Annotated in this window: 14 protein-coding genes; 4 read left to right on the forward strand and 10 right to left on the reverse strand. The window is 68.1% G+C overall.

Annotated features, from left to right (window positions below):
• Positions 1–230: 230 nt before the first annotated feature.
• Entirely contained in the window at positions 231–671 is a 441-nt protein-coding gene (locus ACF8LI_RS20885) for an HIT family protein (RefSeq protein WP_392412797.1), read from the forward strand.
• 6 nt (positions 672–677) lie between these two features.
• Here the strand turns inward: ACF8LI_RS20885 and ACF8LI_RS20890 are convergent, their stop codons facing one another.
• The 8 genes from ACF8LI_RS20890 to ACF8LI_RS20925 form a co-directional block, all read right to left on the reverse strand.
• A complete protein-coding gene (locus tag ACF8LI_RS20890; protein ID WP_392412799.1) occupies positions 678–1,727 on the reverse strand; it encodes an adenosine deaminase in 1,050 nt (349 codons plus the stop codon).
• Positions 1,727–2,725 (reverse strand): Rieske 2Fe-2S domain-containing protein, encoded by a 999-nt coding sequence (locus ACF8LI_RS20895; RefSeq protein WP_392412800.1) that lies wholly within the window; start codon positions 2,723–2,725, stop codon positions 1,727–1,729. Before ACF8LI_RS20895 ends, ACF8LI_RS20890 begins: the two co-directional genes overlap by 1 nt.
• Positions 2,726–2,920: 195 nt before the next feature.
• Positions 2,921–4,078: a BMP family ABC transporter substrate-binding protein gene (locus ACF8LI_RS20900; protein WP_016449762.1), complete on the reverse strand. Its 1,158-nt coding sequence runs from the start codon at positions 4,076–4,078 to the stop codon at positions 2,921–2,923.
• 250 nt (positions 4,079–4,328) lie between these two features.
• Complete coding sequence (locus ACF8LI_RS20905) at positions 4,329–5,501, reverse strand: BMP family ABC transporter substrate-binding protein (protein ID WP_016449763.1); 1,173 nt, start codon at positions 5,499–5,501, stop codon at positions 4,329–4,331.
• Positions 5,502–5,549: 48 nt separating this feature from the next.
• On the reverse strand, positions 5,550–6,470 hold the full coding sequence (locus ACF8LI_RS20910; RefSeq protein WP_016449764.1) for an ABC transporter permease: 921 nt from the start codon (positions 6,468–6,470) through the stop codon (positions 5,550–5,552).
• Positions 6,470–7,576, reverse strand: a complete 1,107-nt coding sequence (locus tag ACF8LI_RS20915; protein WP_016449765.1) for an ABC transporter permease — start codon at positions 7,574–7,576, stop codon at positions 6,470–6,472. The genes ACF8LI_RS20910 and ACF8LI_RS20915 overlap by 1 nt, the downstream gene beginning before the upstream one ends.
• Entirely contained in the window at positions 7,563–9,152 is a 1,590-nt protein-coding gene (locus ACF8LI_RS20920; protein ID WP_392412803.1) for an ABC transporter ATP-binding protein, read from the reverse strand. Before ACF8LI_RS20920 ends, ACF8LI_RS20915 begins: the two co-directional genes overlap by 14 nt.
• 120 nt (positions 9,153–9,272) lie before the next feature.
• Complete coding sequence (locus tag ACF8LI_RS20925; protein WP_016449767.1) at positions 9,273–10,205, reverse strand: LysR family transcriptional regulator; 933 nt, start codon at positions 10,203–10,205, stop codon at positions 9,273–9,275.
• 276 nt (positions 10,206–10,481) lie between these two features.
• Here ACF8LI_RS20925 and ACF8LI_RS20930 point away from each other — a divergent pair, with 276 nt between their 5' ends.
• Complete coding sequence (locus ACF8LI_RS20930; RefSeq protein WP_026062032.1) at positions 10,482–12,806, forward strand: DUF6351 family protein; 2,325 nt, start codon at positions 10,482–10,484, stop codon at positions 12,804–12,806.
• Positions 12,807–12,920: 114 nt separating this feature from the next.
• Positions 12,921–13,613 (forward strand): Crp/Fnr family transcriptional regulator, encoded by a 693-nt coding sequence (locus ACF8LI_RS20935; protein ID WP_017404028.1) that lies wholly within the window; start codon positions 12,921–12,923, stop codon positions 13,611–13,613.
• A 16-nt stretch (positions 13,614–13,629) separates the two neighbouring features.
• Here the strand turns inward: ACF8LI_RS20935 and ACF8LI_RS20940 are convergent, their stop codons facing one another.
• Positions 13,630–15,891 (reverse strand): diguanylate cyclase domain-containing protein, encoded by a 2,262-nt coding sequence (locus ACF8LI_RS20940; protein WP_392412806.1) that lies wholly within the window; start codon positions 15,889–15,891, stop codon positions 13,630–13,632.
• A gap of 120 nt (positions 15,892–16,011) precedes the next feature.
• Positions 16,012–16,647: a Crp/Fnr family transcriptional regulator gene (locus ACF8LI_RS20945; protein WP_016449769.1), complete on the reverse strand. Its 636-nt coding sequence runs from the start codon at positions 16,645–16,647 to the stop codon at positions 16,012–16,014.
• Between the two features lie 140 nt (positions 16,648–16,787).
• On the opposite strand from ACF8LI_RS20945, the gene ACF8LI_RS20950 reads away from it, so the two are divergent.
• Positions 16,788–18,671 carry a phosphodiesterase gene (locus tag ACF8LI_RS20950; RefSeq protein WP_250438794.1) on the forward strand — a complete coding sequence of 628 codons (1,884 nt, stop codon included), beginning with the start codon at positions 16,788–16,790 and terminating at the stop codon, positions 18,669–18,671.
• Positions 18,672–18,734 lie beyond the last annotated feature (63 nt).

Here is an 18,734-nt window from a genome sequence, read left to right on the forward strand (position 1 = left end):
AAGTGTGCTGCAACGAAGGGCCGGGCCCATTTCCCGGCTTTCCCGAAGGGTTGGCTCTGCGCGCAGGCGCTCGCGGCGTTGCAGCGCTTGCCAAGGCTCCAGCCTTGGCGGCGCACTGCGCCTTGCGATCACCAGCGCGCATAACCAACGCGGGTACTTAAAAGTGCTTAACACGCTCTAAGATCGTCGGCAAATTCCACCCCCAAGCAACCACCAAGGAGTACAAGACCATGCCGATGTTCGTCGATACCTCGCCCCCGGGCCAGTGCATCTTCTGCCGCCTCGTGGCGGGCGAGATCCCGTCCGCCAAGGTGTTCGAGGACGAGCAGACCATCGCCTTCATGGACATCGGCCAGGTCAATCCCGGCCATGTGCTGGTGGCCAGCAAGCGCCATGCCGTGACCCTGCTGGACCTCACGCCCGACGAGGCCGGCGCCGTGATGCGCACGGCCCAGCGCGTGGCGCGGGCCGTGCAGGCAGCGTTCGACCCCGAAGGCATCAGCCTGTTCCAGGCCAATGGCGCGGCGGGCGGGCAGACCGTCTTCCACTTCCACCTGCATGTGCTGCCGCGCCACGAGGGCGACGGCGTGGGCCTGGGCTGGCCGCGCAAGGAGCCCGGCATGCAGGCGCTGCAGGACTATGCCGAGCGCCTCAGGCAGGCGCTGGCCTGAACGGACTCAGGCCAGGGCGGCGTAGCGGGCGAACACGGCCTCCAACTGGCGCATCCAGTGGGCGCGCTGCTGGGGCGTGACGAAGCTGGCGTCAAAACTGTTGACCGCCAGCTGCCAGGCCTGCTGCGAGTTCATGCCCGTGGCGGCGAACAGCTGCAGGTAGTTCTCGTTCACATAGCCGCCGAAATAGGCCGGATCATCGGAGTTGACCGTGACCTTGAGCCCTGCCTCCAGCAGTTGCGGCAGGTTGTGCTGGGCCAGGTCGGACACCACGCACAGCTTGAGATTGGACAGCGGGCACACGGTCAGCGGCACGCCGTCGCGGACCAGGCGCTGCATCAGGGCCTCGTCGCGCGCGGCCTGCACGCCGTGGTCTATGCGCTCTGAATGCAGCACGTCCAGCGCGCCCCAGATATAGGCGGGAGGTCCCTCCTCGCCCGCATGCGCGACCAGGTGCAGGCCCAGCTCGCGGCAGCGGGCGAACACTCGGGCGAACTTCTCGGGCGGGTTGCCGACCTCGCTGCTGTCCAGCCCCACGCCGATGAAGCGGTCGCGCAGCGGCAGCGCGGCCTCCAGCGTGGCGAAGGCGTCCTCTTCGCTGAGGTGGCGCAGAAAGCTCAGGATCAGCGCCGACGAGATGCCCTGCTCTATCTCCGCATCGCGGCAGGCGCGGTACAGGCCGTTGATCACGGTCTCCATGCCCACGCCGCGCTGGGTGTGGGTCTGGGGGTCGAAGAAGATCTCTGCATGGACCACGTTGTCCTGCGCGGCACGCGCCAGGTAGGCGCGCGCCATGTCGTAGAAATCCTGCTCGTACAGCAGCACGCTGGCGCCGGCGTAGTAGATGTCCAGAAAGCTTTGCAGGTCGGTGAAGGCATAGGCGCGGCGCAGGTCTTCCACGCTGGCATAGGGCAGCTTCACGCCGTTGCGCTGGGCCAGCGCGAAGATCAGCTCGGGCTCCAGCGAGCCTTCGATGTGCATGTGCAGCTCGGCCTTGGGCATGGCCTGGAGCAATTGGGGCAGATGCGCGGCATCCACGGCGGGTACGGTGTGCATCAGCAGACTCCGAAGGTGATGCCGCTGGCCCGGAGGTAGCGGCGGTAGGCGGACGACATGCGGTCGGCCGCAGAGTGCATTTCGGCGCGCGGGTCCAGCGGCAGGCACTTGGGCTGCTGCGACTCCAGCACGGGCTGGTCCTGGCAGAAGATGGTGTGCTGGAATTCCTGCAGCTGGGCGTCGGGCGAATCGAAGTCTGCCACGGCCAGCCGGAACCAGACGCGGCTGGTCTCGGGCGTGACGGGGCAGATGAACAGGGCGATGGACTCGCGCCATCCGGCCCGGGTGGTGCCGGATTCGGGGATCTTGGTCAGCACGGCGGCATAGGGCGCCGTGACTTCGTAGGTGTACTCGACCTCGGCCGCGCTGGTGGAGTGCAGGTTGGACTGCGGCTGCACGGCCTTGCAGCCCGTGGCCAGCACGCCCGTGGCCGTGGTCTCCACGGCATAGGCTTCGATGGCCGTGGCGTCGCGGCTGCCCAGCCAGCCTTCGTGGACAAAGCCGAAGTGCGACATGTCCAGGAAGTTCTCGATGATGCGTGGCGCGCTGGCGGCCACGTCGTAGGGGCCGCAGTTGAGCTTGCGCAGGTGCGCGTCCGCCTCGGCTTCAAACGCTGGCAGTGCCGCCAGGGCCGGAACAGCCGAGAGCTCCTCGCCCGTGGCCAGCCGCACCCAGACCAGGCCGTAGGCTTCCTGTGCCTCGAAGGCCTTCACGCACTGCGAGGGCGGGGGCGTGAAGCTGGGCAGGGCCGGCACCTTGACGCACTGGCCGCTGTCGGCGAACTGCCAGCCGTGGTAGGGGCATTCAAGGTGGCCGTTCTCGACACGGCCCATGGACAGGCGTGCGCCACGGTGCGGGCAGCGGTCCACGAAGACGCGGACCTGGCCTTGCGGATCGCGCCACAGCACCAGGGGCTGGTCCAGCAGTTGCACGCCCAGCGGCGCATCGACAACTTCGTGGGCCTGGGCCACGGGATGCCAGAGGGAGTTTTCGATCATGGGGGGAATCTCTTGCTGTCTGTCTGTGCCGCGGCGGCGGGCAGGCCGCGGCTGGGAGCGAGCATAAACCCGCTCGATGCGCAGCACAGGTACGGTACAGGTACACCTGTGCTGCGCATGAACGCCAAGGCCGCCCGAAGGCGGCCCTGGCGGCAACAGGCAACCCGGCCTGCGCCGGGTGGCCTGGCGTCTGTCTTACTTGCTGTCCTGGCCCGGCACCTTGCCTTCCACACCCTTGACGTAGAAGTTGATGCCCGTGAGGAACTTGTCTTCGGCCACGGCGTCGGCGGCCAGCAGTTCCTTGCCGTCCTGGCCTGTGATCGGGCCCTTCCAGATGTGGAAGGTGCCGTCCTTCAGACCCTTCTTGACCTCTTCGATCCGGGCCTTGGCCTCGGCGGGCACGTCGTCGGCCAGCGAGACGATGTCGATCGCGCCTTCCTTCACGCCCCACCAGGTCTGCTGGCTGCTCCACTTGCCGTCCAGCATCTCGCGCACGGTCTTGGTGTAGTAGGGAGTCCAGTTGATGATGGCCGAGCCCAGGTGGGCCTTGGGGCCGTAGGCCGTCATGTCGGAGTCCCAGCCGAAGGCGCGCTTGCCCTTTTCCTCGGCCGTCTTGAGCACGGCGGCGGAGTCGGTGTTCTGGAACAGGATGTCGGCGCCGCCGTTGATCAGCGAAGTCGCAGCCTCGGTTTCCTTCGGGGGGGCGAACCACTCGTTGACCCAGACCACCTTGGTCTTGATCTTGGGGTTCATGGACTGCGCGCCCAGCGTGAAGCTGTTGATGTTGCGCAGCACTTCGGGAATCGGCACGGAGCCGACCACGCCCAGCACGTTGGACTTGGTCATGGAGCCCGCGATGATGCCGGCCAGATAAGCGCCTTCGTAGGTGCGGCTGTCGTAGGTGCTGACGTTGGCGGCGGTCTTGTAGCCGGTGGCGTGCTCGAACTTCACATCGGGGAAGTCGGGAGCGATCTTCTGGATGGGCTCCATGTAGCCGAAGGTGGTGCCGAAGACCAGCTTGTTGCCGTTGGCGGCCATGTCGCGCAGCACGCGCTCGGCGTCGGCACCCTCGGGCACGCTCTCGACGTAGGAGGTCTTGATCTTGTCGCCGAATTCCTTCTCCAGCGCCAGGCGGCCCTGGTCGTGGGCAAAGGTGTAGCCGCCGTCACCGACGGGGCCCACGTAGGCAAAGGCGATCTTCAAAGGCTCGGTTGCAGCGGCAGCAGGGGCCTCGGCAACGGGAGCGGGCGCAGGCGCGGCCTCCTCCTTCTTGCCACAGCCGGCCAGCGCGGCGGCGGCCACGGCCGACAGCGCTGCCACCTTGATCAGGGAGCGTTTGTGGAGATCAGTCATCGAAGTTTCCTCAAGTGGTCCTGCGGCAGGCAGGAAGAAGGCGGTGTCCGCAGGGGCGCAGACCCGCCGCGATGGGTCCCGAGAATAAAGCAAGAATGGCGCCAGCCGGCTGCGCCAGAGCCACCAGGCATGCGGGAAAACCACATTTTGGGGGCTTTGCACAATCGTGGTGCATAGGGCGGACCCGTCTGGCGGATCGCGGCAGAAAAAAGGGCCCCGAAGGGCCCTTGTTGCATGGACTGCCGCCGGATCACTTGGCGCCCGGCACCTTGCCTTCGACGCCGTTGACGAAGAAGTTGATGCTGGTCATGAAGCCCAGGTCGCCGACCTGGCCTGCCGTCAGCACTTCCTTGCCCGCGTTGTCCTTGATGGGGCCGGTCCAGACGGCGAAGCTGCCGTCCTTCAAGCCGTCGCGTGCCTTGGCGACCTTGTCCTTGATGTCCTGGGGCACGTCGTCGGCGATCTTCACGAGGTCGATGGCGCCTTCCTTCACGCCCCACCAGAACGAGCCGCCCTGCCACTTGCCGTCCAGCGTGTCCTGGGTGACCTTGCTGTAGTAAGGCGTCCAGTCGATCACGGCCGAGCCCAGGTGGGCCTTGGGCGCGAAGGCGCTCATGTCGCCGTCCTTGCCGAAGGCGCGCGCGCCGCGTTCCTCGGCCGTCTTGAGCACGGCCGGGGAGTTGGTGTTCTGGTAGAGCACGTCCACGCCGCCGTTGATGAGCGAGGTGGCGGCCTCGGACTCCTTGGGCGGGGCGAACCACTCGTTCACCCAGACCACCTTGGCCTTGATCGAGGGATCGACGCTTTGCGCACCCAGCACGAAGCTGTTGATGTTGCGCACCACTTCCGGGATAGGCACCGAGGCCACGACGCCGATGGTCTTGGTCTTGGTCATGCCGCCGGCCACGATGCCGGCCAGGTAGGCGCCCTCGAAGGTCTTGGTGTCGTAGGTGGCCACGTTGTCGGCGTTCTTGTAGCCGGTGGCGTGCTCGAACTTCACGTCCTTGAGGTCGGCCGCGACCTTCTGCACGAACTCCTGGTAGCCGAAGCTGGTCGCGAAGATCAGCTTGTTGCCCTGGCCGGCCATGTCGCGCATCACGCGCTCGGCATCGGCGCTCTCGGGCACGCTTTCGACAAAGGAGGTTTCCACCTTGTCGCCGAACTTCTCCTGGATGGCCTTGCGGCCCAGCTCGTGCTGGAAGGTCCAGCCGCCGTCGCCGATGGGGCTGACGTACATGAAGCCGATCTTGAGCTTCTCGGCCGGCGCCTGCGCTGCGGGCGCGGCAGCGGGAGCCGGCGCTGCGGCCTCTTCCTTCTTGCCGCAGGCGGTCAGGGCCGCCACCGAGATGGCCGACAGGCCGATCATCTTCACAAGCGTGCTTTTGAGGCCAGGTTTCAGGGTGCGTTCGCGCAAAGCGGGCATGCGTTTGTCCTTTTGTGGTTCTGGAGGGAGAGAGAAAAAATGAAAGCGTCAGGAGCCCGGGTAGAAGGGCTTGCCCAGCGAGGCCGGCATGTTGGCGCGGATCCAGGTCGGATTGCGCGAGATCAGCACCAGCACGACGATGGTCGCCAGGTACGGCAGCATGGACAGCAGCTGGCTGGCCACCTGCACGCCCGTGGCCTGCAAATGGAACTGCAGCATGGTCACGCCGCCGAACAGGTAGGCGCCCAGCAGCACGCGCGCAGGGCGCCAGGTGGCGAAGGTGGTCAGCGCCAGCGCGATCCAGCCCCGGCCCGACACCATGCCCTCCACCCACAGCGGCGTGTAGACGGTGGAGATGTAGGCACCGGCCAGACCGCACATGGCGCCGCCGAAGACCACGGCCGCCAGGCGGATGCGGCGCACCGGATAGCCCAGCGCATGGGCCGACTGGGGCGACTCGCCCACGGCGCGCAGCACCAGGCCGGCCCGCGTGCGGTAGAGGAACCAGACCAGGGCCGCCGCAATGGCCACCGCGCCATAGACCAGCGGATGCAGGCGGAACAGCGCCGTGCCCACCACGGGCAGGTCGGACAGCCAGGGCACGGCGAACTTGGGCAGCTCGGGCAGGCGTGCCTGCACATAGCCCAGGCCCAGGAAGGCCGAGAAGCCCGTGCCGAACAGCGACAGGGCCAGCCCCGTCGCGTACTGGTTGGTGTTCAGCCAGATCACCAGCACGCCGAAGATGGCGGCCAGCAGCGCGCCCGCACCCATGCCGGCCAGAAAGCCCACGGTGGTGCTGCCCGTGTGGACCACGGCGGCAAAGCCCGCGATGGCGGCGCACAGCATCATGCCCTCGGCACCCAGGTTGACGATGCCGGCCTTTTCATTGATCAGCAGGCCCAGCGCGGCCAGCGCCAGCACGGTGCCGGCGCTGAGCGTGGAGCCCAGCAGCAGTGCGTAGGATTCCATCAGCGGGCCTCCTTGACGGCAGGCGCCGCTGCGGGCGGGACCACGGGGGTGCGGGACACCCAGCGCACGCGGTAGGCCACCAGCGTGTCGCAGGCCAGCAGCGTGAACAGCAGCAGGCCCTGGAACACGCCGGTCAGCGCCTTGGGCAGGCCCAGGCGCGACTGGGCGAGTTCGCCCCCGATATAGAACATGCTCATGAGAATCGCGGAAAAGATCATGCCCACGGGATGCAGGCGGCCGACGAAGGCCACGATGATGGCGGCGAAGCCGTAGCCGGCCGGGACATAGGGCGTGAGCTGGCCCAGCGGGCCGGCCACTTCCAGCGCACCGGCCAGGCCGGCGGCGGCGCCCGAGATCAGCAGCGCCGTCCACAGCGCACGGCGCGAGGAAAAGCCCGCGTAGCGTGCGGCGGCCGGAGCCAGCCCACCGACCTGCAGCGCAAAGCCGGCGCGGGTGCGGAACAGGAAGATCCACAGCATGGCCGCCGCGGCCAGCGCCAGCAGCAGGCCGATATTGGTGCGCATGCCCTGCATCAGCTTGGGGATCTGCGTGACGCGCTCGAAGGTCTTGGTCTGCGGGAAGTTGTAGCCCATGGGGTCCTTCCACGGCCCGTAGACCAGAAAGCCCAGCACCAGGGTGGCCACGTAGACCAGCATCAGGCTGACCAGGATTTCATTGGCATTGAAGCGGTCGCGCAGCAGGGCCACGATGCCGGCCCAGACCATGCCGCCCAGCATGCCGGCCACCAGGATGGCGGGCACGATCCAGGGCCCCGTGGTCTTGTCCGCCAGCAGCGCCACGCCGCCCGCGGCCACGGCGCCGATCACGAACTGGCCTTCGGCACCGATGTTCCACACATTGGAGCGAAAGCACACGGCCAGCCCCAGCGCGATCAGCAGCAGCGGCGTGGCCTTGACGGCCAGCTCGCCCAGCGCATAGGTGGACTTGACGGGGTCCCAGAAGAAGGCCTGCAGGCCGCGCACCGGGTCCTTGCCCAGCATCACGAACAGGCACACGCCGATCAGCACCGTGATGGCCAGCGCCAGCACGGGCGAACCGTAGGTCCACAGTTTCGAGGCTTGGGGGCGTTGCTCAAGCTTGAACATGGGCGCCTCCCTTGGTGGCACTCGGGGCAGCGTTCGGGGCGGCAGCACCGTCCCACAGGCCGCTCATCCACTCGCCGATCTGCTGCACGGTGGCATCGGCCCGCGCCACGGAGGGCGACAGCCGGCCCTTGGCCACCACATGCAGGCGGTCACATATCTCGAACAATTCGTCCAACTCCTCGCTGAGCACCAGCACGGCGCAGCCCTCGTCGCGCAATTGCAGGATGGCGCCGCGTATCTGCGCGGCCGCCCCCACGTCCACCCCCCAGGTGGGCTGGGAGATGATGAGCAGCGCGGGCCTGGCATCGATCTCGCGGCCCACGATGAATTTCTGCAGGTTGCCGCCCGACAGCGACTGCGCCGCCGCGTTGGGGCCGCCGGCCTTGACGTTGAAGCGCGCAATGATGGCGCGCGCCTGCTCCTGCAACTGGCCCATGCGGATCCAGCCGCCTTTGCCCAGCGCGGTCTTGCGCGTGAGCAGCAGGTTGTGCGCCAGGCCCATGCTGGGCACGGCGCCGCGGCCAAGGCGTTCCTCCGGCACGAAGTGCAGGCCCAGCGCACGGCGCCGGCCCGGGCCCAGGCGCCCCGCCTCCCGGCCGGCAATCTGCACCATGTCGGGCGCTGCGCGCGTGTCCTCGCCGGACAGCGCATACAGCAATTCCTTCTGTCCGTTGCCCGAGACACCGGCGATGCCCACGACTTCGCCCGCGCGCACATCGAGCTGGATGCCATGCAGGTCCACGCCGAAGGGCTCCGAGCGCGGCAGCGCCAGGCCTTGCACGCGCAGCACGCTGGCGCCGACCTGGGATTCGCGGTGCGTGAGCTCGGGCGGCTCCGAGCCGATCATCAGCCGCGACAGCGAGGCATTGCTCTCCACGGCCGGGTTGCACACGCCGGTCACCCGCCCGCCGCGCAGCACGGTACAGGCCGTGCACAGCGAACGGATCTCGTGCAGCTTGTGGCTGATGTAGAGGATGGAGCAGCCCTCGGACGCCAGGCGGCGCAGCACCACGAAGAGCTTTTCCACCGCCTGCGGCGTGAGCACCGAGGTGGGCTCGTCAAGAATGAGCACGCGCGGGTGCGTGAGCAGGGCGCGGATGATTTCCACGCGCTGCATCTCGCCCACGCTCAGCGTGTGCACGGGGCGGTGGGGATCGACCTCCAGCCCGTAGTCATGCGCCGTGGACTCGATGCGCTGCACCACCTCGGCCAGCGGCAGGCTCTTGTCCAGGCCCAGCCAGACGTTCTCGGCCACGGACAGCGTGTCGAACAGGCTGAAATGCTGGAACACCATGGCGATGCCCAGCTGGCGCGCCTCCTGCGGGTTGCGGATGTGGACCGGCTTGCCATCGACCTCGATGCGGCCCTCGTCGGGCTTGACGGCGCCGTAGATGATCTTCATCAGCGTGGACTTGCCGGCGCCGTTCTCGCCCAGGATGGCATGCACTTCGCCGGCGCCCACGGTCAGCGAGATGCCGTTGTTGGCCACCACCGCCGGATAGCGCTTGGTGATGCCTGTCAGCTGCAGCCGGGGCGGCGCTGCTGCTGGCAGGGGGACTGTATCGGGGGGATTCATGGCTGGGATTGTCTTTCAATTTCTGCAACAAACTGGAACACAAGTCCTTGAAACCGCCTCGGCGGCCCTCATATCGGCCATCACTTTGTTCACCCAAAAGGCGGTTCCTATCGCCGTCGCCTAGCGGGCACGGGACATCAGCGCCACCTGCCGCACGGCGTCGCGCAGCCAGCGTGTGGACGCGCCCATGTGCGTGCGGGCATGCCACAGCTGGTAGTACACCAGCGGCGCAAACTCCACCGGGCAGGGCAGGATCACCAGGGGCAGGCGCTGGCTGAAGCGCTCGCAGAACAGCCGCCCCGTGGTCAGCACCAGCAAGCTGGTGGCCACGATGTCAGGAATCAGGCTGAAATGCGCGCAGCGCGCCGCCACCTGGCGCTGCAGGCCCATGCGGGAGAGCTGGTCGTCGATCACGCCGCGCGCGCCCGGGTAGGTGGGCGTGGGCGCGATGTGCTCGGCCTCCAGCCACTGGGCCACGTCCCAGCCGCGTCGCACGGCCGGATGCTGGGGGCTGACCAGGCAGACCACCTCGTCCTCGAACAGGCTGGCCATGTGCAGGCCCTGCGGCGGCTCGGGCCAATTGCCGATCACCACGTCCACATCGCCCTGGGCCAGTTGCACCTCGTAGTGCGCGTCGCCGTTGAGGGCCAGGATGTCCACGGGGCAGCCGGGCGCCTCGGTCTTGAGATGGGCCACCAGGCGCGGCAGGAACAGCGGGTCCAGGTAGTCGCTGGCGGCGATGCGGAAGGTGCGCGTGGAGGTGCGGGGATCGAAATGGCGCGCATCGCTGAACAGACCCTCGGCTGCACGCAGGATGTCGGCCGCCGGCTGCACCATGCGCAGCCCGGCCTCGGTGGGCTGCATGTGCGCGCCCGAGCGCACCAGCAGCGAATCGCCGGCCAGGTCGCGCAGGCGCTTGAGCGCGGCGGACACCGCCGGCTGGTGCATGCCCAGGCGCAATGCGGCACGCGAGACGCTGCGCTCGGTCAGCACCGTGTGCAGCACCCGTATCAGGTGCAGATCAATCTTGTCGAACAGGGCCTGGTCGCGCATGTAGCGAAGCAATCAGCGAAAAAAAGAGCGGTCGCGCCGGGGACGCGCCGCAGGTCATGGGGAGCCCGCAGCGTAACCCAGCCATGACCCCCGCCAGCTAGATACAAGCACCAAGAATGCCCTGGGCAGGGGCGGTTAAACACTTGTGCACGCAGCACATGCAATATGCGAGCCAGTCGCCGGCAAACCATTGTCCAAACCTATACAGACTTGCAGACTGTTAGCGTGATTCAATGAAATCGCTTCAAAAGGAAGTGGATTGCAGGAGACAAGACGATGAAACAGCCAACCCCTTTTTCGGGCATGGTGGCCGCAGCCACGCTCGCCAGTGTGCTGACCGCCTGCGGCGGCAGCGGTGATTCAGGCCTGGGTGTCATCGAGATACGCAGCCTGTCCAACCGGGCCGACATGATCAGCGACGGCAATGCCTATATTGAAATTGTGCTGCCCAAGGGCAGCCCGCCCGGTGCGCTGAAGGTGGCGCTCAATGGCACGGATGTCACCGCCCGGTTCGCCCAGCGCGCCAATGGCCGGATTCTGGGCCGGGTCGAGGGATTGAGGGTGGGCGCCAACACCCTCACCGCCACGGCGGCCGGCAGCGCGAGGGCACGGCTGGACATCACCAACCATGGCCGGGGCGATCCCATCTTCGCCGGGCCGCAGACCGCGCCGTGGATCTGCGCCACGCGCAATGGCGCGCAAGCCACCGTTTCGGTGCCCGGCACGGCACTTTCGGCGACCGTGACCACGCGCGTCAGCGGTCTCGATACCGATCCGGTGGATGTCCAGTGCAATACCAGGACCCAGTACACCTACTACTACATGCCCAAGGCCAGGCAAGGCAGCGCCTGCACGATGGGTCCGGCAGGCGCCACGCCCTGTCATGTGGCCTACGACCCATCGCAGCGCCCGGCCGACAGCGAGATCGCCGACTTCACCAACGACCGCGGAGATACGGTCAAGCACCTGCTGCGCATGGAAACTGGCGTCATGGGCCGCGGCACCTACCAGATCCTGGCCTACCATGACCCCGCGCTTGCCTGGACGCCCTGGGAGCCGCAAAAGGGATGGAACGGCAAGGTGCTGTGGCGATTCGGCGCAGCCGCTTCCGGCAATCGCTTCCAGGAGCCGGCGGTCAACCTCCTCGACCAGTTCAGCGGCAGCCTGCCGTTCGACCCCAACGCGCTCGCGGCAGGCCACATGGTCGTGAAAGCCATGCTGACCAACCACCTGCACAACAACAACGAGTTGCTGGCCGCCGAGAACATGATGCGCATCAAGGAGCACCTGATCGAGAACTACGGCGAAGTGCGCTACACCATGGGCGACGGCGACTCGGGTGGCTCCATGATGCAGACAGTGATCGCCTCCGCCATGCCGGGTCTGCTGCAGGGCATACAGACGGGGCTGAGCTATCCCGATGCGGTGTCCACCTGGATGGAAACACGCGACTGCGGCCTGCTGTCCAACTACTACAGGACGGCCGCAGGACAGGCACTGAGCGACACCGCGAAGGCCGCCATCAATGGCCATCCGGCCAGCTACTGCGACAAATGGGTAGGGAGCTTCATCGCCCCCCAGAACCCCCGGCTGCCCGACAACTGCGGCGTGGGCTTTCCCGCCTCCATCGTCTACGACCCGCGCACACGCGGCCAGGGCGTGCGCTGCTCGATCCACGACATGCTGGTCCCGGTGTTCGGGACGTTCAAGGACACCGACGGCCACACCAAGCCGCAGCTGCCGTATGACAACACGGGCCTGCAGTACGGACTCAAGGCACTGCAGTCGGGCGCCATCGACGCGGAGGCTTTCGTGCAGCTCAACGAAGGCATCGGCAGCTACACCAACGACATGGACTGGACCGGCGGCACTGCGTCCAGGCCGGCAGCCCGCGAGCGGGCCGTGGCCAGCCTGCTGCCCAGGCTCTACAGCAGTGGCCTCACCAGCAACGGCAGGAACCTGTCCCAGGTGGCCATCATCGACCTGCGGCCCGAGGGCGGCAGCGACATCCACATGACCTGGCGCAGCCTGCAGCAACGCGCACGGCTGGATGCCGCCAACGGCCACCATGACAACCACGTGATCCGCGCCAGCAAGGGCATGGTCCCGCTGCTGATCGCCCCTGCCATGCGACGCGAGGCCTTTGTCATGATGGACCGCTGGCTGACCGCCGTGGAGCGCGACACCACCGGCGCGGCGCTGGCACAGAAAGTGGTGCGCAACAGGCCTTCGGATGTCAGGGATGGATGCATCGCCGCAACGGGAGCCGCCCCTTCGGATCTCGACAAAGTCCTGGCCCTGGACGACCCAGCCTGTCCCCTCAAGCCGACCCTGTCGCCACGCCAGGTGGCCGGAGGTCCGCTCGCGGAGGACATCTACCAGTGCCAGCTCAAGCCCCTTTCGTTCACCAGCCCGGAGTACGCCGGCATCACCTTCAGCCCGGCCCAGCAAAAGCGCCTTGCCGCAGTATTTGCGGCAGGAGTGTGCGACTGGAGCCAGGCCGGAACGGGCCAGAGCCAGGAGGCGGCCTTCCTGACCGATTTCAGTGCCGGCCCGGCGGGCACCAAGGCCGGGCCTGCGCCGGTCTCGCGCAACGATTGAGCTGCACCCTGCGCGAAGTCCCGCAGGGGTCCGGGGGCCGGTGATCAGGGTTTGCAGCGTGCCAATCCATGCAATGAAGCAGCAGACTTTCATTGAAGATTTGCATCAAGCACCATGCAGCCGCCCACGATCAACGCCGTCCTCAAGTCCGCGCCCTTTGCGCCCCACCTGAGCAGGGCCCACCTGCTCAGGTTGCGGCGGGAGGTGCTGTTGCGGCACATACCGGCCGGCGCCCCGCTTTGCCACAAGACGCACCGGGCCGGCCACTGGGCCGGCATCGTCCAGGGAGCGGTCAAGATCCATGCGCTGTCGCCTACCGGGCGCAGCACCACGCTGGCCACCTTTACCCCGGGTTGCTGGTTCGGCGAGGGCACACTGCTCAAGCACGAATGCTGGCCGTTCGACGCGACGGCGATCGAGGATACGCTGGTGGCACTGATGCCGGCCAGCACCTTTCACTGGCTGCTGGAGCGCAGCCTCGGCTTCAACCGCTTCCTGCTGGACCAGCTCAATGCGCGCCTGGGCCAGTTCATCGGCCGCTGCGAGCATGCGCGGCTGCACCATTCCAGCCGCCATGTGGCGCACTGCATCTCGGAGCTGACCGATTCGAGGCTGTATCCGGACACCGGCAACCGGCACCTGGGCATGTCGCAGGAGGAGTTGGCCAGCCTGGCCGGCGTGTCGCGCCAGATCGTCAATCGCACCCTGGGAGAGCTGGAGGACATCGGAGCGGTCCGCGTCTCCTATGGGGCATTGACCCTGATCGATCCCGAGGGACTGCGGCGCTTCAGCGAATCCTTCGAATGAGGCGCGGCCCCGGCGCTCATGCGGCCTCCAGCACCTCGACGCGGTTGCGGCCCTTGCGCTTGGCCGCATAGCAGGCCATGTCGGCCGAGCGCAGCGCGCTGCTGACCGTGTGCTGGCGGGCATCGAGCACCACCATGCCGACGCTGGCGCCCATCAGGTAGCGCTGGCCCTCGTGCGCGCCTTCCCAGTCCTGCACGGCCATGCACAGGCTCTGCGCCAGCAGCATGCCCTGCTCGGCCGGGACGCCGGCCAGCAGCACGGCGAACTCGTCGCCGCCCAGGCGCGCCACCCAGCCCAAGGGCCGCACCACGCTGTCGATCAGCCGGGCCATGTGGCACAGCACCTCGTCGCCGGCCGCATGGCCTCCCTGCTGGTTGACGTGGGCGAAGTGGTCCAGGTCCAGGAACAGGATCACGCCATGGTGCGGCATGGGAGAAATGGCGACTTCGACCGCGGCCGTGGCCACGGCAGCAACCTCGGCGTCGGCTTGCGAGGAGGAGGCCTCTTCCTGCAGCGCCTCGGCGGGCAGGCGCTGGGCGGCGCTGCATTCCTGCAGCCATTCATGCAGGCGCATGGCAAAGGCCTCGCGGTTGGGCAGCAGGGTCAGCGGATCGTGCATGGCCTTCCAGCCCGGCTGCTCGCGCACCAGGCGCTGCATGGTCACGTCCTCGACCACCCAGACCAGGGTGGGATCGGCCGGCACCACGGCGCGTGGCTCCAGGCCGCGCTGCAGGCGCTGCAGGCTCTGGCCGTGCAGGCGCACCCAGATGGGGCGGCCGTCCTTGCGGACAAAGCACTGCTCGCTGTCGAACTGGCCGTACATGTCCAGGTCCTTGCGCACACGCTCCAGCAACTGGGCGTGCGCAGCGTCGGAGGCGCACAGCTGGCGTATCGCCTGCCCCTGCAGTTCGCGCGGCGGATATCCCAGCATGCGCGCGGCCTGCAGGCCCACCAGCTCCAGATGCGCCGCATGCGTGACCACCAGGCCCACGGGCGCGTAGTCCATCAGCGTTTGCAGCTGCAGTTGCAGCCGGCCGACCTCGTGGGCCTGGTCCTGGCCCATCTGGCCCAGGCGGTGCAGGGCCTGCCACAGCGTGGAAGCCTCTCCCCAGGCATGGGTCCAGGGCATGCGCCAGCCGCCTTCCTCGGCATGGCCTGGCGCCGGCTCCGGCGCGGGATCGGGCTCTTCGGCCATCAGCTGCCCCTGGCTCGCCAGCCATTGGCGTGCACTGCGATGCAAGGCGGCCATGGGTTCGGTGACCAGGATCAGCAGCAGCACCAGCAGCGCGGTGACCCCCGCGACGGCTGCCAGCAGCCACCAGAGCACGCGCGGCGCCAGGCTGGGCGCAATGGCTTCCTCGGGGGTGATCCTGACCACCAGCCACTGCGGCAGCGGCATGCCGGCCGTCGTCACCAGGTAGCCGGCGCGGCGCTGGGTATCGGGGCCCACCTGCAGGCCGCCGGCGGAAGGGTCCTGCAACCAGTCCGCGCCCAGGCCGGGCTCGGCCTCGGCGCGCGCCGTCCAGCGCGACGGATCGGAGTGGGCCAGGATCTGCCCGTCGCGCTGCATGACCAGCAGCCGCCCTGCGGAGCGCGAAGGGTCGATGCCGGGCGGCAGCAGCGCCTGGCCGGACATGCGCACGCCCGCCGAAAGCACGCCGCTGACCGTGCCGTTGCCGGCGCGCAGCGGCACGGCGTACAGCAACTCCATCATTGCGGGATCGGCCCCCTTGCGGACCATGGTGGAGACCACGGGCTTGCCATCGGCCAGGCTGCGCCGCATCACGTCGCGCACGCCTTCGTCCAGATCGACCAGGGGCTCAGAGCGGCCGCCGCGCAGGCTCAATTGCAGTTGCCCACGCGCATCGGCCAGCTGCAATGTGTCGAACAGCCGCACGGATGCGTCTCCGCGCAGCATCTCGCCCATCAGGCGGCTGGGGTCGCCGCCCTGGTCGGCCATGCCCTGGGCCAGCACCCACAGCAGGCGCTGCTGCTGCTCCAGCCGCGAGGCCAGCATGCGCGCCACGGTATCGACCTCGTCGGCCTGCCGGGCCATGGCGCGCTCCAGCGTCTGCTGGCGCATGCTGTGCGATACCCACCAGGCACTGCCCAGGCCCACCACAAGCACGGCCGCCGCGGCCAGCGCCAGCACCGTGCAGCGCATGGCGCCCCAGCCTGTGGACGCGCGCGGCCACGAGGGCGAGTCCGGCACCTGCGGAGCATCCTGGGATGCCAGCAGCGCCTGGAAAAAGGGGGATCGACGGGCGTCCAGTGACATGACGCCCTCAATATATGCAGACCCGAAAGCCGTCCCACTGGGTGGAACCCGCGAACCAGTGGATACCCCGCCCCGCAAGTCCCGGCGCTTGCAGGCCGGCACCCGTCAGCGGCGTGGGAATCAGCCTACCGCCAGCACCTCGAGCGCCGCAGGCTTGGGCAGATCGATGACATTGCCCCGGCCCGCGATGAGTCCATGTTCACGCAACTGGCGCAGCACGCGCGAGAAGGTTTCGGGCGCAATGCCGAGCTGGGCGGCGATCAGCCGCTTGCGCAGGTGCAGCGTCACGCGCAGGCCGCCCGCCTCGTGCGGCATGGCATGGCGCAGCAACCACTGTGCGCAGCGTGCCTCGGCATCCTTGGACAGGCGGCTCACGGCCAGCTCGGTCTGGGCGCAGTAGGCCTGGGCCATGTCCTGCAGCAGTTGCTGGGCGGGAGACGGTAGTTGCGAGACGGCCTGCAGGAAGTCGGCCTGGGGCAACTGCTGCACGCGGACATCGCTGTCGGCCAGCATGTCCAGGCTGCTGCCGCGCCGCTGCAGCACAAAGGCCGCATCCAGCCAGGCCGGCCCCTCCACCACACCCAGCTGGTGGCGCATCTGCCCACCCTGGCCTATGCCCAGGAGCACGCGACCGCGTTCCAGATACATCACCGTATCCGGCGACTGCCTACGCAGCCTGAGCCAGGTACCCGCGGCCAACACCTGGGCGGAACCCGGCGCGAAGGCGAAAGCTTGCAAGGAAGACAGGGCGAACATGCACGCAACTTTGCCGGCTTTGCAGCCGCCGCGTTTTGAGCCACGTCAATCGGCCGCCAGCACGCACGCCGACAGGCGGCATACTTGTCACAAGTATGTCACCAATGAAACGTAATGTATCCAACTGAAAAGTTGAGCCCATGATCGATCCCCAGATGCTCGCCAGCCTGCCCGCTGCGGCGGCCGTGCTGTCGGCCGCAGTGCGGTCCGGTGCAGGCCCCGTGGCACAGCTCATGCGCGCGGGCGGCCTGTACTGCGTCTTCCAGCCGCTGGCCGACTTGCGCAGCGGCAGCATCTATGCGCATGAGGCGCTGATCCGCGGCCCCCGGGGCATGCCGTTGCACACGCCCGACGCCTTGCTCAAGGGCGCTGCGGCCGAGGGCATTCTTCGGGAATTCGAGCTGCTGGCGGTCTGCGTGGCGCTGCAGGACTGGGGCCGCCAGGGCGCGCCGGGCCGGCTGTTCGTCAACCTCAGCGCCCAGGCGCTGGTGCAGGCCGTGGGTGTCTGCGGCCCCGGCATGGTCGGGGACACGGTGCGCGGCTTCGGCGTGCAGGCGCGGTCCCTGGTGGTGGAGATCACCGAGCACGACCATGTGACCGACATGCCCGCCGTCTGCGCCGCCGTCAAGGCCGTGCACGCCACGGGCGCGCGCCTGGCGCTGGATGACTTTGGCGACGGCCGCTCCAGCCTGCGCCTGTGGTCCGAGGCCAAGCCGGACTTCGTCAAGATCGACAAGTACTTCATCCACCAGATCGAGCAGCGCCCGGCCACGCTGCAGCTGCTGCAGGCCATCAAGGGCATTGCCGAGGTCTTCGGAACCACGCTGATCGCCGAAGGCATAGAGACCGAGGACGAGCTGCGCACCCTGCGCGACCTGGGCATTGCGTACGGCCAGGGATGGCTGCTGGGCCGGCCCGCCGAAGCCGCCCAGCCGCAGATCAGCCCGCAGGCGCTGAGCGTGGCGCAGGACCCGCGCGTGGCCGTGCTGCCCCACCAGGGCCACAGCGCCCGCCCGGGCGTGCTGCGCAACCTGATGGTGATGCAGGCGCCCTGCGTGGCACCGGCGGCCAGCAACGACGAGGTGGCCGAGCTGTTCCAGGCCGGGCAGCAGCTGCACGCCATTGCCGTCGTGGAGGCCGGCCGGCCGCTGGCCCTCATCAACCGCCAGCAGTTCATGAACCACTACGCCACGCTGTACTTCCGTGAAGTCCACGGACGCAAGCCCTGCCTGGCCTTTGCCAACGTGCAGCCGCGCATCGTGGAGCTGGACTGCGATGTGGACCAGCTCGTCGGCATCCTGACCTCGCAGGACCAGCGCTACCTGAGCGACGGCTTCATCGTCACCGACAACGGCCGCTATGTGGGCCTGGGCACGGGCGAGCAGCTGGTGCGCCGCGTGACCGAGGCCCGCATCGAGGCCGCGCGCCACGCCAACCCGCTGACCTTCCTGCCCGGCAACATCCCCATCAGCCTGCACATGCAGCGCCTGCTGGACAGCGGCGCCGGCTTCGTGGCCTGCTACGCCGACCTCAACCACTTCAAGCCCTTCAACGACCACTACGGCTACTGGCGCGGCGACCAGATGATCCGCCTGGTGGCGCGGCTGGCCGTGGCGCACTGCGACGCGCGGCGCGACTTCGTGGGCCATGTGGGCGGGGACGACTTCATGCTGCTGCTGCAAAGCGAGGACTGGCAGCGGCGCTGCGAGGACATCGTCGGCGCCTTCGCAGGCGAGGCGCGCCAGCTGTTCGACGACCAGGCGCGCGAGGCCGGCGGCATCTGGGCCGAGGACCGCCACGGCATCCGGCGATTCTTTGCCTGTACCACGCTGTCCATCGGCGTGGTGCGCGTCGCGCCGGGCAGCCTGCTGGCACCCGAGGACATCGCCAACCTCGCGGCCCTGGCCAAGCAGCAGGCCAAGGCGCAAAGCCTGCCGGGGCGCGGCGCCATCGCGCTGCACACGCCGCACGATGAAGCGCGGCATCCGGCCCTGCACGGTACCGCAGCGGCCTGGCCTGCCTGAAACAAGAAGCCCGCAGGCTCTTGCGAGACTGCGGGCGGGTGGTTGGCAGCGCATGGGCGCGGC

The organism is Delftia sp. WSY_12, assembly GCF_043104645.1.
In the GTDB taxonomy this organism is placed as follows: Bacteria; Pseudomonadota; Gammaproteobacteria; order Burkholderiales; family Burkholderiaceae_C; genus Comamonas; species Comamonas tsuruhatensis.